The 13,281-nt window shown below is 65.0% G+C and carries 17 protein-coding genes; 3 read left to right on the top strand and 14 right to left on the bottom strand.

Annotated features, from left to right (window positions below; genetic code table 11):
* Positions 1–79: 79 nt before the first annotated feature.
* The 10 genes from fliE to motA form a co-directional block, all read right to left on the bottom strand.
* Positions 80–409, bottom strand: coding sequence for a flagellar hook-basal body complex protein FliE (gene fliE / locus C0R46_RS06205; RefSeq protein ID WP_102958745.1), 330 nt, complete (start codon positions 407–409; stop codon positions 80–82).
* A gap of 2 nt (positions 410–411) precedes the next feature.
* Entirely contained in the window at positions 412–828 is a 417-nt protein-coding gene (flgC, locus tag C0R46_RS06200; protein ID WP_102958744.1) for a flagellar basal body rod protein FlgC, read from the bottom strand.
* Between the two features lie 5 nt (positions 829–833).
* Positions 834–1,217 (bottom strand): flagellar basal body rod protein FlgB, encoded by a 384-nt coding sequence (gene flgB / locus C0R46_RS06195; RefSeq protein ID WP_102958743.1) that lies wholly within the window; start codon positions 1,215–1,217, stop codon positions 834–836.
* A gap of 225 nt (positions 1,218–1,442) precedes the next feature.
* Positions 1,443–1,841, bottom strand: coding sequence for a hypothetical protein (locus C0R46_RS06190; protein ID WP_245413446.1), 399 nt, complete (start codon positions 1,839–1,841; stop codon positions 1,443–1,445).
* A gap of 47 nt (positions 1,842–1,888) precedes the next feature.
* The gene (gene flhB / locus C0R46_RS06185; protein ID WP_102958741.1) at positions 1,889–2,977 is read right to left on the bottom strand and encodes a flagellar biosynthesis protein FlhB; all 1,089 of its coding nucleotides are present in this window, start codon (positions 2,975–2,977) and stop codon (positions 1,889–1,891) included.
* A gap of 109 nt (positions 2,978–3,086) precedes the next feature.
* Positions 3,087–4,121 carry a FliG C-terminal domain-containing protein gene (locus tag C0R46_RS06180; protein ID WP_102958740.1) on the bottom strand — a complete coding sequence of 345 codons (1,035 nt, stop codon included), beginning with the start codon at positions 4,119–4,121 and terminating at the stop codon, positions 3,087–3,089.
* A 7-nt stretch (positions 4,122–4,128) separates the two neighbouring features.
* Positions 4,129–4,569, bottom strand: a complete 441-nt coding sequence (gene fliN / locus C0R46_RS06175; protein WP_102958739.1) for a flagellar motor switch protein FliN — start codon at positions 4,567–4,569, stop codon at positions 4,129–4,131.
* A 26-nt stretch (positions 4,570–4,595) separates the two neighbouring features.
* Positions 4,596–5,051: a hypothetical protein gene (locus tag C0R46_RS06170; protein WP_102958738.1), complete on the bottom strand. Its 456-nt coding sequence runs from the start codon at positions 5,049–5,051 to the stop codon at positions 4,596–4,598.
* Positions 5,032–5,982 (bottom strand): FliM/FliN family flagellar motor switch protein, encoded by a 951-nt coding sequence (locus C0R46_RS06165; RefSeq protein ID WP_102958737.1) that lies wholly within the window; start codon positions 5,980–5,982, stop codon positions 5,032–5,034. The genes C0R46_RS06170 and C0R46_RS06165 overlap by 20 nt, the downstream gene beginning before the upstream one ends.
* Positions 5,983–5,985: 3 nt before the next feature.
* Positions 5,986–6,858 (bottom strand): flagellar motor stator protein MotA, encoded by an 873-nt coding sequence (motA, locus tag C0R46_RS06160; protein WP_102958736.1) that lies wholly within the window; start codon positions 6,856–6,858, stop codon positions 5,986–5,988.
* A 132-nt stretch (positions 6,859–6,990) separates the two neighbouring features.
* On the opposite strand from motA, the gene C0R46_RS06155 reads away from it, so the two are divergent.
* The 3 genes from C0R46_RS06155 to fliI are packed head-to-tail and all read left to right on the top strand — an operon-like array spanning position 6,991 to position 9,844.
* The gene (locus C0R46_RS06155; RefSeq protein WP_102958735.1) at positions 6,991–7,785 is read left to right on the top strand and encodes a DUF1217 domain-containing protein; all 795 of its coding nucleotides are present in this window, start codon (positions 6,991–6,993) and stop codon (positions 7,783–7,785) included.
* A 5-nt stretch (positions 7,786–7,790) separates the two neighbouring features.
* Complete coding sequence (flgF, locus tag C0R46_RS06150; protein WP_102958734.1) at positions 7,791–8,516, top strand: flagellar basal-body rod protein FlgF; 726 nt, start codon at positions 7,791–7,793, stop codon at positions 8,514–8,516.
* Positions 8,513–9,844: a flagellar protein export ATPase FliI gene (gene fliI, locus C0R46_RS06145; RefSeq protein ID WP_102958733.1), complete on the top strand. Its 1,332-nt coding sequence runs from the start codon at positions 8,513–8,515 to the stop codon at positions 9,842–9,844. Before flgF ends, fliI begins: the two co-directional genes overlap by 4 nt.
* Positions 9,845–9,921: 77 nt before the next feature.
* Here the strand turns inward: fliI and C0R46_RS06140 are convergent, their stop codons facing one another.
* From C0R46_RS06140 to aptA, 4 genes are read right to left on the bottom strand one after another with little or no spacing between them, the layout of a single operon-like run.
* A complete protein-coding gene (locus tag C0R46_RS06140; protein ID WP_102958732.1) occupies positions 9,922–10,284 on the bottom strand; it encodes a type II toxin-antitoxin system PemK/MazF family toxin in 363 nt (120 codons plus the stop codon).
* Complete coding sequence (locus tag C0R46_RS06135; RefSeq protein ID WP_102958731.1) at positions 10,281–10,499, bottom strand: antitoxin MazE-like protein; 219 nt, start codon at positions 10,497–10,499, stop codon at positions 10,281–10,283. Before C0R46_RS06135 ends, C0R46_RS06140 begins: the two co-directional genes overlap by 4 nt.
* A gap of 26 nt (positions 10,500–10,525) precedes the next feature.
* Positions 10,526–11,773, bottom strand: a complete 1,248-nt coding sequence (locus C0R46_RS06130; protein WP_102958730.1) for a Zn-dependent hydrolase — start codon at positions 11,771–11,773, stop codon at positions 10,526–10,528.
* 37 nt (positions 11,774–11,810) lie between these two features.
* Positions 11,811–13,133, bottom strand: a complete 1,323-nt coding sequence (gene aptA, locus C0R46_RS06125) for an omega-aminotransferase AptA (RefSeq protein WP_102958729.1) — start codon at positions 13,131–13,133, stop codon at positions 11,811–11,813.
* Between the last annotated feature and the right edge of the window lie 148 nt (positions 13,134–13,281).

Raw genomic sequence — 13,281 nt, 5'->3', positions numbered from 1 at the left:
TTTGGGTGATCGGCGGACGATCAGCGAGGCCGGTGGCCGCCCTGCGATGCAGCAGAGCGGCTAAGACATGGAAGGCGCGTCAGATCGCCATGCGCGACAGATCGAGATAGGCGGAGACGGCCTTGTCGCGCAGCACGACCGCGGTCTGCAGCGTGCGCTCGGCGGCCATCACGGCGTCCACCACGGCCTGGGTCGAAGTCTGACCCTTGACGCCCTGGATCGAGACGGCTTCGGCGTTCTTCATGGTGCCGATCGCGTCGTTCGCGACCTCGGCCAAAACCTTGCTGAAGTCGCTTGCGCCGCCGACGGTAGATGCGGCGCCGACAGAGCGGCTGCCGCCAACGGACATGCCCGTGTCGGCATTGGTGACGTCGAGGCGCGGAAGCGCCGAACCGATAGCGGGGATCATGGCTAGCCTCTCATGAGATCGATGGTCATGGTGATCAGCTCGCGAGCCTGCTTCACCACCTGAAGGTTGGCCTCGTAGGACCGGTTGGCTTCGCGCATGTCGGCCATTTCGACCAGCGTGTTGACGTTCGGCATCTTCACATAGCCGTTGGCGTCAGCGGCCGGGTTGCCCGGGTCATGCTCGACGCGGAAGGGCGTGTTGTCGGTGCCGATGTCGCCGACCCGCACCAGCTCGCTGCCGCTGAGGGCATCGAGCTCGCTCTCGAAGGTCACCGTCTTGCGGCGGTACGGATCGCTGCCGGGCGTGGCGCCGGTCGACTGCGCGTTGGCGATGTTCTCGGACACGACGCGCAGGCGCATCGACTGTGCCTCGAGGCCGCTGGAGGCGATCTTCAGCGAAGAGATGATCGGATCGGACATCAGGTTCAGCCCTTGATGCTGGAGAGGAGCATGCGCTGGAAGGCTTTGACGATGTTGGTGTTCAGCGAGTAGTCGCGCTGCACCTCACCCGCCTTCAGCATCTCCTGCTCCAGGCTGACGGAGTTGCCGGAGTAAAGGACATCCCAGCCGCCGGTCTCGTTGCTTTCGGTGCCGAACTGGCGCCCGTCGCCGCTGACGAGATGCATCGGATTACCCGTCGTCATCTCGAGGCGTGTCGTCTCCATCACCTCGGAGAACGGCTTGATGTCCTTCGAGGTGTAGCCGGGCGTGTTGGCATTCGCGACGTTCTCGGCAACGACGCTCTGGCGCGTCGAGAGCCATTCGGCCCGGCGCGAGGCAACGCCCATCAGATAAAGTTGGTCGGCCATGGCATCCTCGCCGCATTAACCATGTGGAGAGAACTAAGCCTGACCGCTTGTCTGAAACTTGCCTTCGAGCTCGGCTCGCGATTGGAACTCCCGATGGTTCCGCGCCTGTGCGGTTTCGTCGCACGTCGTTGTTTTTCAGAGGCTTCGCAAAGAAAACGCCCGCGGGAACCGGCTGGCTCCTGCGGGCGCGAAACAGTTGACGGCGGCGCTGAGCCGCCAGGCACTTCAGTGGGCGGCGGCCAGCATCGTCGGCTGCAGCCTTGCCTCGCCGACGGCACGCTGCAGGCGCGCCGTATCGACCTCGGGATCGCTGCTCGGATTGTCGATCACGAGATAGGAGATGTCGACCGCTGCATTGGCCGAGCCGAGCTCCAGGCGGAAATGCGCGGTGATCGGCTCGTAATGGAACTCCATGTCGAGCGCGATGATCGGCACGCTGCCCCAGTTGAGGCGAATGTCGCCGCTGTTGGCGAAGCGCAACGCCCCCGGCTTCAGGTGCAGCTCGCTGGAGGAGCGCACGAGGTCGGCGATGTTGCCGTAGTGATTCATGCGAAGGAAGGCGATGTAGTCCACGACCTCGACGAGACGCAGCTCCGCGACGACTTCCTTGATGCCGTTCGCCAAGGCCTTCTCGCGGGCCGCAGTGTGCCTGTTTCTAATATCCAGCATGATCAGACCGCTGCCGCCCCAACCTTGGCTCCCGCACGGGAGTACAGATAATAGATGATCTCGGCGACCGCTTTAAAAAACTGCGGCGGGATCATCTGATCGATTTCGACATGATCATACATGGACCTTGCCAGCAGCTTGTCCTCGATCACCGGAATATCATTTGCCTCGGCGATCTCGCGGATCTTCAGCGCGATCAGATCGGTGCCCTTGGCCACCACGAGCGGCGCGCCGCCCTCCTCGCGCTGGTAGCGCAGGGCGATGGCGTAGTGCGTCGGGTTGGCGATGACGAGCGTTGCCTGCGGCACCGCGGCCATCATGCGCTTGCGGGTACGATCGCGGGCGATCTGACGCTGGCGAGCCTTGACCATCGGGTCGCCCTCGCTCTGCTTCATCTCTTCCTTGATCTCCTGCTTGGTCATCTTCAGGTCGCGCCGCCAGAAGACGCGCGACATCACGATGTCGGCGGCCACCAGCACGATCGTGGCGATGCTGACGCCCGCCAGGAGCTGCATCGCCAGCTTGAGGATGAGCTCCGGCAGGAGCGTTGGATCGGACCACATGGTTTTCAGCATCGTCTGGAAGTCTGACGCCAGCATCCAACCAACGACGGTGCCAACGGTTGCGAACTTGAAGACGGCCTTGCCGAACTCGGCGAGGCCGCGCATCCCGAACAAGCGGGAGAAACCGGATGTCGGAGAAACGTTCGACCACTTCGGAACGATGCGTTCAAGATTGATCTGCGGCGGATTCTGGGCGACCGAGGCAACGATGCCGCCGGCAAGGAAGAAGGCGCTGGCCGGCAGCAGGAAGCGGCCGCTCTCAAGGCCCAGCATATGCAGGAGATGCAGCGCGTCCGCGCCATTCTCGATGTCCCACTGGCTGGGGTTTTCGAAAGTGTTCTCCAGGCTCAGAAGAAGCCGGCTCGCGCCCTCTCGTGCCTGAAACATGAGAAAGGCCATCGAGGCGAACAGCGACGCGAGGATCGGCGCTTCACGGGAGACGGGCAGATTGCCCTTCTCGACCGTGTCACGGATCTTCTTCTCTGTCGGCTGTTCTGTTTTACTTTCGCGGTCCTCGTCTGCCGCCACGGCCTACACGCCTCGCCCAACGGGGTGAAAACTTCCGCCGCGACCGATCATCGATCGCGGGCATCGACGGCGGCGTGCTACGGCGTGCCGCCGGGCCGTTCTCGCGTTATCAGGCCGGCTCCGCCTCGCGGAGCTGGATCTTGCCTTCGCCGGCAAGCCTGAGCGCCGAGGTCGCGATGGTGCGCCGCGCCGCGTTGATGTCCGCGTCCGGAATCTCGTTGTTCTGCGCGAGCTCCGCTTCCACCATGCGGCGGGCGCGGGCGCCGAGCGCCGAAAGGACGCATTCGCGGATCTCTTCGTTCGACCGGTTGAGGGCGCGGATGACCACATCGGTCGGCACTGCGTCGAACAGGACGAAGCGAGCCTTGGCCGGCAGGTAGATGACGTCCTCGAAGGAGAACAGCAGGCTGCGCAGCGTCACCGCGTCGGCCGGCTTGGTCGCAGCGATCACCTTCAGGAGCTCGTCGGACTGTTCCTTGTCCATGCGGTTGACGATGTCGGCAAGCGCCGCATGCCGTCCGCCAGCCGCCTTCTCGGGCGAAGCGAGCAGTTCCTGCCGCAGATGCGTCTCGAACAGCAGGCGCACCGGGATGGCAAGCTGCTTTACCGCCAGCATGCGCCGCATGACCTCGTTGCGGAAGGCCGACGGGAACTTGATGACGATGTCGGCGGCCGTCTGCGCCTCGACCTTGGAGAGCAGCACGGCAACGACCTGCGGATGCTCCCGTGACAGCGCCGTGACCAGCACCTCGCGATCGAGCTTTTCCACCTCGTCCCAGACCGAACCGGCACTGAGATCGAAAACCGGCTGGTCGTCGTCGGAATCGTCGAGAACGGTCGCGAGCTCTTCCTCCGACAGCGCCTGCTGCAGGAGTTCCTTCATCTGACGGCCGGGCTTGCTGAGGCCGGGGCCGATCTTGAACGCTTCCTGGAACTCCTCGACGAGTTCGTCGAGCTCCTCCCGCGAGATCGACTCGAGCGCCATGGCGCTCTGCCGGATCGCACGGATTTCCTCAGCCGTGAGGTGCTTCAGCAGGCGGGCTGCGCCGCTGGTGCCCATCGCAAGCAGCAGGATCGCCGCACGCGCAGCACCGGTCGACGACAGATCGCCCGACTGGTCCTCGATCTTCAACGCCGCCGACATGACGCGATCAGGCCGCGATGTTCTTGGCGCGCGTCTGACGCGTGCCGGGCGAGACGATCTCTGTCAGCGTGATGCCGAAGCGGGATTCCTCGTTCTCCAGCACGACGATCTCGCCGCGGGCGACGATGCGGCCGTTGACCGTGATGTCGACGGGCTCGCCGACCTTGGAGTCGAGCTTGACCACCGCGCCGCGTCCGAGCTTGACCAGCTCGCCGACAGACATCACCGCCGAGCCCAGGACGACCTGCATGGTCACCGGGATGTCCATGATGATGCTGAGGTCGGGCTTCTCGCCTGTGTCGCCGTGCCCGGCCGAGACAGTCGAGGCGCTGGCGGCGGCCGCAGCCGAGCTGGAGCCCTTGCGGCCGGATTTCTTTTCGGGCGCCGGAGGCGGCGTCACGTCGTCCTCGAGGCCGAGATTTGCGAGTTCGGAGTAATCGATTGACATATCGTCGTCCACACCGCCGTCGGGAATTATTGCGTGATGCTGGAGGCGCGTTCATGCGCCCTTGTCTGACCTACCGCGCGGGGCTGGTGCGAAACCGTCTTCGCGATCTCCTTGCCGGCGGTCGTGATCGTCGGGAACAGCGCCGGCACGATGGACGGCGCCGCCACGCGCTGCACGGCTGCACCAGCCGTGCCGGCGCAATGGTGGTCGGCGCGCGCGATCAGAGCCTCCAGGCGCTCGGCGAGCGCCCTGCCCTCATCGTTGCAGGCTTCGAGCGCCTTCAGCGTGCGCACGCCTTCGTGCTTGAGGACGACCACGGCATGTGCCGCACGGTTGATCGACTGGTCCGCCGCCTCGAGCGCCGCGCCAAGCCCGCTCTCGCCGTCGCGCAGCGTGCGCAGCTCCTTGTACATGCGCCCCGTGCGCCAGGCCGTGATGGCGAGAGCGCCGAGAAGAACGATGTTAATCAGATAGGATGTCATCGATGAACTCCTCGGTGGGGTCGATCTTGTCTTCGATGGAGACGACGAAGGCTTCGCGCGAGCGCCCGACCTTGCCGCGGAAGAGGCCCTGATCCTCGCATTCGATGCGGATCAGGCTCTCGATCGTCTCGCTGAGGACAAGCGTCTGGCCGACGGCGAGATGTGACACCTCGTCGAGGGTCATCGTCTTCTCGCCCAGGATCGCAGTCAGCTTCATCTCGGCATGACCGAGGCCGCTGTGGATCTGCCGCTGCCAACCCTCGTCGAGGACGGCCGTGGAGGTCTCCGGCATGACGCTGAGCTTGCGACGATGCGAGGCGACGAAGGACTCCGGCAGCGCATAGCGCAGCTCGGCCTTGATCGATCCCGTGCGCAGCTCGAAGGTGATGCACACATAGCGCGAGCGAGAACCCTGCAGGCTCGCGCCGATGGCCTCGCCGATCTCGTGCGAAGCGGTGTCGCGGGTCGTCAGACCCATCTCCTCGATGTCGGCGAAAGCGCGGTTGGCAGCCTTGTTGAAGGTCTTCAGCGCCAGCTCGACGAAGCTCTTGTCGAGCTCGGTGACGGAGCGATCCGAGGCCTCGCGCGGGCTGCCGTCGCCGCCGAAGAAGGTTTCAAGCACAAGATCGACGAGGTTGGTGTCGCCGAGGATGAAGCCGTTCTCGCCCCATTTCGGCGATGCCGCGACGGCGCCGAGTGCGGCGTCCGTCACCATGGCGGAGGTCTTGTTGAAGTCGGTCGACGAGATGCCGGCCAGTTCGATGGTGACGGGCGAGATCGCCAGCGTCTCCATCCCGGCGCGCACCGCGTCCGTCCAGCTCTGGGCGATCACCCGCAGGAGAGGCAGCCGGCTTGGCTCGATCTCCGCGGCGGAGCGGATGCGCGCTCCAACGCCCTGTGATGCGATCACGTCCTTGGCGAGGGCCGACATCGCTTAGCCTGCCTGCGCGGTCGAGCCGCCGCCGATGGTTTCGTTTTCGACCTGGTCGATGGTCGGGCGGTCATAGGCCGAGATGGTCTTGCGGCCGTATTCCAGCGCGACCTGCGGCATGGCTCCGTTCATGTAGGCGATCAGCGTCTGCTTGATGATGACATACATGCGGACCCGCTTTTCGCGCACGACCTTCACCTTGGTCGCGAGCGGACCGATGACGCCGTAGGAGAAGAAGATGCCGGCGAAGGTGCCGACGAGGGCGGCGCCGATGAGGTGGCCGAGCACCTCGGGCGACTGGTCGAGGGCGCCCATGGCCTTGATGACGCCGAGCACGGCGGCGACGATGCCGAGAGCCGGAAGGCCGTCGGCCATGTCCTGCAGCGCGTGCTTGGGCTTCAGCGTGTCACGGCTGATCGTCTCGATCTCTTCCTCCATCAGCGACTCGATCTCGTGCGGACGGGCATTGCCGATGATGATCAGGCGGCAATAGTCGCAGATGAAGTTGGTCATCGCGGTATTCTTGAGAACCTTCGGGAAGGCCTGGAAGATCTCCGACTCCGATGGGCTGTCGACATGCGCTTCGACCTCGCTGCGGGACTTCGACCGCATCTCCCGCATCAGCTGATGCAGGATGCCGAGAACGTCGAGGTAATCGCGCTGCGTCGGCGAAGCGTTCTTGAAGGCTTCGCTGATGCCCTTGCCGGTGTCTTTCACGACCTTCATCGGATTGGCGACGAGGAAGGTGCCGATCGATGAGCCCAGGATGATGACGTACTCGAAGGGCTGCACAAGAACGCTGAGGTGACCGCCCATGGCGACGAAGCCGCCAAGCAGACAACCGAGCGTTACAACCAGTCCGATGATGATCCCCATGACGACCCCTTCCGGCAGATGACCGAGGTCGTTGCTACGGCATGACGGCTTGTGCGGACCTGACTGGCTCTCCGACAGGCTGGCGCAAGCTCAAATCCCGATCTTGCCGGCATCTGAGACCGGGAGACTTCCATGCTGAGCGCAGCGGCGAACTACGCCCTCATCTCGCGCGATCTGTCGACGTCGCTGACGCGCACGTCCAAGGAGCCGGCAGTCGAGCGGGCGAGCGAGGACTATCTGTCGGAGCTGTCCAAGGTCACGTCGATCGACGACTTCCTGAAGAACGACAAGGTCTACCGTTTTGCCATGAAGGCCTTCGGCCTGGAGGACATGACCTATGCCAAGGGCTTCATGCGCAAGGTCCTCACCGAAGGCGTCACCAGCAGCGACAGCTTCGCCAACAAGCTGACCGACAAGCGCTACAGGGAATTCGCGACCGCCTTCAACTTCGCCGTCAACGGCGCGGACACCACAAAGTCCGACGTGCTGAAGCAGCCGGTCGTTGCCAAGTATCTTCGCCAGACGATGGAGGAGAATGCGGGCGCCACGAACGAGGGCACGCGCTTGGCGCTTTACTTCGAGCGCAAGGCGACGACGATCACCAGCGCCTTCTCGATCCTCGCCGACAAGGCCCTCCTCCAGGTGGTGCAGACGGCCTTCAACATCCCGGCCACGACCTCGTCGATGGATATCGACAAGCAGGCGGCCATGATCGAGAAGCGCCTCGACGTCGCCGACCTGAAGGATCCGGCGAAGCTGAAGAAGTTCATCGGCCAGTTCCTGGCCATGTACGACATGAACACCGCGACCTCCAATCCGGCGGCGGCCAATCCGGCGCTCGCGCTCTTCACCGGATCGAGCGGCGGCATCGGCATCGACACCAGCGTCCTTCTGACGCTGCAGACCTATCGCAACAGGAGCTTCTGAAACACATGCAGTCTGCGCTCCCGATTGCGCTGTCGGCTCAGGTCGCTATGGAAAAGCGGCTCGAGACGATCTCCAACAACATCGCCAACTCCCGCACCGCCGGCTTCCGCGCCGAGGAGGTCAAGTTCGAGACCTTCCTGTCCGAAGCCAGCGCTAATCCGTCCGCCTTCGTGTCGAAGGGTGAGACCTATATCTCGACCAAGGTCGGGGAACTGACGCAGACCGGCAATCCGCTCGACATGGCGGTGACTGGCAATGCCTGGTTCGCCATCCAGACTCCGAACGGCACCGTCTACACCCGTGACGGACGCATGCGGATCAACGAGGAGGGCCAGGTTCAGACGCTGAACGGCGAGAGCTTCCTCGACGCCGGCGGCGCGCCGATCCTCGTCGACCCTGCCGGCGGCGGCATCTCCGTCGCCCGCGACGGCATGATCACGCAGGGGCGCGGCCAGATCGGCGCCATCGGCCTGTTCGAAATGGCGGCGAATGCGAAGCTGCAGCGCGCCGGAACGTCCGGCGTCGTGCCGGACGTCGCCGCAACGCCGGTCCTCGACTTCAACGCTGCCGGCGTCATGCAGGGCTTCACCGAAGGGTCCAACGTCAATCCGGTGCTGGAGATCACCCGGCTGATCGCCGTGCAGCGCGCCTTCGAGAGTGCCGCCAACCTGATCACCAAGTCCGAAGGCTCGCTTGACGAGGCCGTGAAGACCCTCGGGGCGACCTCGTGACGACAGAGCAGCCGGTTTCCAGCCGCCTTTCGGCGCTTGACGAGGACTGCCTCAGGATCTCCGGCCACATCGTCGACGTCTCGCCGCAGGCGTTCCGTGTTGCCGGTCTGTCGCCTTTCGTGCGCCTCGGCGATTGCATCAGCTGTCCCGGCGACAATGGCGACGAGATCGGCGAGGTGGTGCGCATCGAGGAAGGCAGTCTGACGGTCAAGCCGTTCGGGACGCGCTTCACCCGTCCGGTCAAGGCGCCGGCCCATCGCATGGGGCCGCTGACGGTCGCGCCGGCCGCCAGCTGGAAAGGCCGTGCCGTCAACGCTTTTGGCATGCCTTGCGACGGTCTCGGCCCGCTCGGGCGCGGCGACGAGGAGCGTCTGGCCGACGCGCCGCCGCCGCCCGCGCTGAAGCGCGGCCGTGTCAAGGAGCCGGTGCGCACCGGCGTCAAGGCCATCGACATCTTCACGCCGCTGATCAAGGGCCAGCGCATCGGCATCTTCGCGGGCTCCGGTGTCGGTAAGTCGACGCTGATGGGCATGCTGGCGCGCGCCAAGGGCTTCGACACGGTGGTCGTGGCGCTCGTCGGCGAGCGCGGACGCGAAGTGCGCGAATTCCTCGAGGAGACCATGGGCGGCAATCTCGACCGGGTCGTCACCGTGGTGGCGACCGGCGACGAAAGCCCGATGATGCGGCGGCTGGCGCCGAAGACCGCGATGTCGGTCGCCGAGTTCTTCCGCGACCGCGGCGAGAACGTGTTGCTCATCGTCGACAGCGTGACCCGCTTGGCCCACGCGGCCCGCGACGTCGCACTTGCGGCCGGCGAGCCGCCGGTTGCCCGCGGCTATCCGCCGAGCGTCTTCTCCGAGCTGCCGCAGCTGCTGGAACGCGCAGGCCCCGGCTATGAGGGGTCCGGCACGATCACCGGCATTTTCTCGGTGCTGGTCGACGGCGACGATCACAATGATCCGATTGCCGACGCCATCCGCGGCACGCTCGACGGCCACATCGTCCTCGACCGTGCCATCGGCGAGCAGGGGCGGTTTCCGGCGATCGACGTCCTGAAGTCGATCTCGCGCCTCGCCGACCTGTCGTGGGCGCCGCAGGAGCGCGAACTGGTGACTCGGCTGCGCGCGATGATCTCCCGCTTCGAGGACACGCGCGACCTGCGCCTCCTCGGCGGCTATCAGCGCGGCGGCGATACGACGCTCGACCAGGCGGTCGACCTCGTGCCGCACATCTATGACGGGCTGATCCAGCATCCGCACGACCAGACGAGCGCGATGCCCTTCGAGGATCTCAGCCGCCGTCTGAAACAAGGCCTGAAACCGGCTTGAGGCGACACTTTTCGCCGATTGACACTGGGCTCGGCGGGATGACTGGCTCAGCGTCTAACGGTCTGATCAAAAGCCGGTCAGAGCTTCGACGCGAATGGTACCGTCGCGGCGGGGTACGCCAACTGAAGGAAGATGATCAGCGCTTGATCGATCCTGATCATCTGCTCCGCATCCAGCAATCCGATGGGGCCATAAACCTTATCGCGTGGATAGGTCTGGATCTTGTCGACCATCGGCTGCGAGGGCTGTCGAAGCCCGTTGGTGGCGGACGGAACGATCGTGAAGCGTAGCGAGATGTCGCTCGATAGATCGCTCGTAAACGGTATCACCGTCACGCTGTTCAGATGCTGTGCGAAATAATCAGCCTGAGCGACCACTGCAGGCCGCGACTTGCCGTAGTCGCCTTTGCCGGACACGAGAACGACGTCGCCACGCCTCATTCGGACGGATTGTTCCAGAGATCATCGACCTCTTCCGACAGACGGCGGCTTTCGCCGGAGCGCGCGTCGGCAGCGTTGATCGCACGGCAGTCCTCTTCGATCTGCTTTCGGAAAGCGGGGCTGTCCCAATCCGGCACCCAGACCTCGGCCGGTCTGAGACCCTGGGCCATGAGCTCGGCCCGCTCGGCGTCGCTGAGTTCCTTTGGCCGTCCCATCGCAGCCTCCTGTCGGCGGCGATACTCTACTCCACCACGACGGCCGTCTCCACCACGGCCTGAAGCAGAACATCGGCGCCGGCCTTCGCCCACTCCTTGCTGATCGCCTCCGCCTCGTTATGGCTGAGCCCGTCGACACAAGGGCAGAAGATCATCGCTGTCGGGGCGACACGGTTGATCCAGCAGGCATCATGCCCTGCACCGGAAACGATGTCGCGATGCGAGTAGCCGAGCCGCTCCGCGGCGTTGCGGACGGCGGCGACGCAGCCGGGGTCGAAGGTGACCGGGTCGAAATGGCCCGTCACTTCGATGGCGTGGCCGATGTCGAGGGCCTCGCAGATCGTCGCGACGCCGTCCTCGATGCGCTCGCGCATCGCATCGAGGACGCCCTTGTCGGGCGAGCGGATGTCGATGGTGAAGACCGCACGCCCGGCGATGATGTTGCGGGAGTTCGGGTAGATCTCGACATGGCCGATCGCTCCGACCGCATCCGGCTGGTAGTCCATGGCGATCTCATGGACGAGCTCCGTGACCCGCGCGAGGCCGAGACCCGCGTCGCGCCGCCGGGGCATCGGCGTCGAGCCGGTGTGGCTTTCCTTGCCGTTCAGCGTCACCTGCAGCCAGTAGAGCCCCTGCCCGTGCGTGACGACGCCGATGTCGATCCCTTCTTCCTCCAGGATCGGCCCCTGCTCGATATGGAGCTCGAAGAAGGCCTTCATCGCGCGCCCGCCGACGGGTTCATCGCCCTCCCAGCCGATCCGTTTCAGTTCGGCACCGAAGCTCTTGCCGTCGCGGTCGGTCTGGCTCTTCGCCCAGGTCTCGTCATGAAGTCCCACGAAGACGCCGGAAGCGAGCATGGCCGGCGCGAAGCGTGTCCCTTCCTCGTTGGTCCAGTTGACGATGACGATCGGGTGCTTCGTCCGGATGCCGAGATCGTTTAGGCTGCGCGCCACTTCGAGGGCCCCGAGTACGCCGAGCACCCCGTCGTAGCGGCCGCCGGTCGGCTGCGTATCAAGATGGCTGCCGAGATAAACCGGCAGCGCATCGGGGTCCGTACCGTCGCGGCGGGCGAACATGTTGCCCATCGAGTCGAGTCCCATCGTCAGCCCGGCCTCCTCGCACCACCGCTTGAAGAGGTGGCGCGCGTCGCCATCGGCATCGGTCAGCGTCTGGCGGTTGTTGCCACCGGCAATACCGGGCCCGATCATCGCCATCTCCGCCAGCGAATCCCACAGCCGGTCGCCGTCGACCTGGACGTTTGACGTAAGGCTCATCCGCGAGCTCCGTTTGGAAATGAGAACGGCCGCGGTGCTACCGCAGGCTCTTCAGGATCGTCCGCAGCATATCGACGATCTCGCCGATCTGTGCCTCGGAGACGATCAGCGGCGGCGATAGGGCGATGATGTCGCCCGTCGTGCGGATCAGGAGGCCCTTCTCGAACGCTTCGAGGAAGGCGGAGAAGGCGCGCTTCGTCGGCTGCCCAGCCACCGGGTCGAGCTCGATGGCGCCGATGAGGCCGATGGTGCGGATGTCGATGACGTGCGGCTCGCCTTTCAGCGAGTGGATGGCGTCGGCCCAGACGGACTCCAGCGCCGCCGCGCGCTCGAACAGACCCTCCTCGCGATAGGTTCGCAGCGTCGCGAGACCGGCGGCGGCGGCAATCGGATTGCCGGAATAGGTATAGCCGTGGGCGAACTCGATGAGGTGCTCCGGCCCGTTCATGAAGGCCTCGTAGATCGTGTCCTTCACGAACACCGCGCCCATCGGGATGACGCCGTTGGTCAGCCCCTTGGCGGTGATCATGATGTCCGGGACGACGCCGAAATAGTCGGCAGCGAACGGCGTCCCCATGCGACCATAGCCGGTGATCACCTCGTCGAAGATGAGGAGGATGCCATGCTGGTCGCAGATCTCGCGCAGGCGCTTCAAATATCCCTTGGGCGGCGGCAGCACGCCGGTGGAGCCGGCGACCGGCTCGACAATGACGGCTGCGATCGTGGATGGGTCGTGCAGCGCCGTCAGCTTCAGGAGGTCGTCGGCGAGTTCGACGCCGTGTTCGGCTTCGCCGCGCGAGTAGCCGTTGCGCGCGGGATCGTGGGTATGGCGGATGTGGTCGACGCCAGTCAGCAGCGTTCCGAACATCTTGCGGTTGCCGACGATGCCCCCGACCGAGATGCCGCCAAAATTGACGCCGTGATAGCCGCGCTCGCGCCCAATGAGGCGGAAACGCGAGCCCTCCCCCTTTACCCGCTGATAGGCGAGCGCGATCTTCAGCGCCGTATCGACCGATTCCGAGCCCGAATTGGTGAAGAAGACATGGTCGAGGCCGCTCGGCGCCATGGCAACGAGCTGCGCCGCCAGCTCGAACGCCTTGGGGTGGCCCATCTGGAAAGCCGGCGCGTAGTCGAGCTCCCCGGCCTGCACGGCGATGGCCTCGGTGATCAGCGGGCGGCAGTGCCCGGCATTGACGCACCAGAGCCCTGACGTGCCGTCCAGCACCTGCCGCCCGTCGGCCGTGCTGTAGTGCATGTCCCTGGCGCCGACGAAGAGACGCGGGGCCTTCTTGAACTGCCGGTTCGCCGAGAACGGCATCCAGAAAGCTTCGAGATTGTTGGTGGATGCGATCTGGTCCATGCGGCGATCCCGAACCCTGAAACGATATGGTCCAGGGCGTTTGCAAGCTGAAGCGATGTCGGGATCGGAGGCTAGAAGCGCCTCCGGAGTCGGTCAAGGCGCGAAAGGCCGGCTCTGGCGGGGAAAGGCGACGAGTGGTTCCGTCCGG

Origin of the sequence: Mangrovicella endophytica, from assembly GCF_002893625.1 — a bacterium.
Classification (GTDB): Bacteria; Pseudomonadota; Alphaproteobacteria; order Rhizobiales; family Rhizobiaceae; genus Mangrovicella; species Mangrovicella endophytica.
The sequence above is the reverse complement of the archived record's forward strand: the minus strand, read 5'-3'. Positions and strand labels throughout refer to the sequence as shown.

Bases quoted from the DNA above. Each gene is read 5' to 3' on its own strand.
- flgF (WP_102958734.1), top strand. From the start codon at position 7,791: ATGCAGTCTGCGCTCCCGATTGCGCTGTCGGCTCAGGTCGCTATGGAA.
- fliN (WP_102958739.1), bottom strand. From the start codon at position 4,569: ATGTCAATCGATTACTCCGAACTCGCAAATCTCGGCCTCGAGGACGAC.
- flgC (WP_102958744.1), bottom strand. From the start codon at position 828: ATGTCCGATCCGATCATCTCTTCGCTGAAGATCGCCTCCAGCGGCCTC.
- C0R46_RS06135 (WP_102958731.1), bottom strand. From the start codon at position 10,499: ATGGGACGGCCAAAGGAACTCAGCGACGCCGAGCGGGCCGAGCTCATG.
- C0R46_RS06170 (WP_102958738.1), bottom strand. From the start codon at position 5,051: ATGACATCCTATCTGATTAACATCGTTCTTCTCGGCGCTCTCGCCATC.
- flgB (WP_102958743.1), bottom strand. From the start codon at position 1,217: ATGGCCGACCAACTTTATCTGATGGGCGTTGCCTCGCGCCGGGCCGAA.
- motA (WP_102958736.1), bottom strand. From the start codon at position 6,858: ATGGGGATCATCATCGGACTGGTTGTAACGCTCGGTTGTCTGCTTGGC.
- aptA (WP_102958729.1), bottom strand. From the start codon at position 13,133: ATGGACCAGATCGCATCCACCAACAATCTCGAAGCTTTCTGGATGCCG.
- C0R46_RS06140 (WP_102958732.1), bottom strand. From the start codon at position 10,284: ATGAGGCGTGGCGACGTCGTTCTCGTGTCCGGCAAAGGCGACTACGGC.
- C0R46_RS06155 (WP_102958735.1), top strand. From the start codon at position 6,991: ATGCTGAGCGCAGCGGCGAACTACGCCCTCATCTCGCGCGATCTGTCG.
- fliE (WP_102958745.1), bottom strand. From the start codon at position 409: ATGATCCCCGCTATCGGTTCGGCGCTTCCGCGCCTCGACGTCACCAAT.
- C0R46_RS06180 (WP_102958740.1), bottom strand. From the start codon at position 4,121: ATGTCGGCGGCGTTGAAGATCGAGGACCAGTCGGGCGATCTGTCGTCG.
- C0R46_RS06165 (WP_102958737.1), bottom strand. From the start codon at position 5,982: ATGTCGGCCCTCGCCAAGGACGTGATCGCATCACAGGGCGTTGGAGCG.
- C0R46_RS06130 (WP_102958730.1), bottom strand. From the start codon at position 11,773: ATGAGCCTTACGTCAAACGTCCAGGTCGACGGCGACCGGCTGTGGGAT.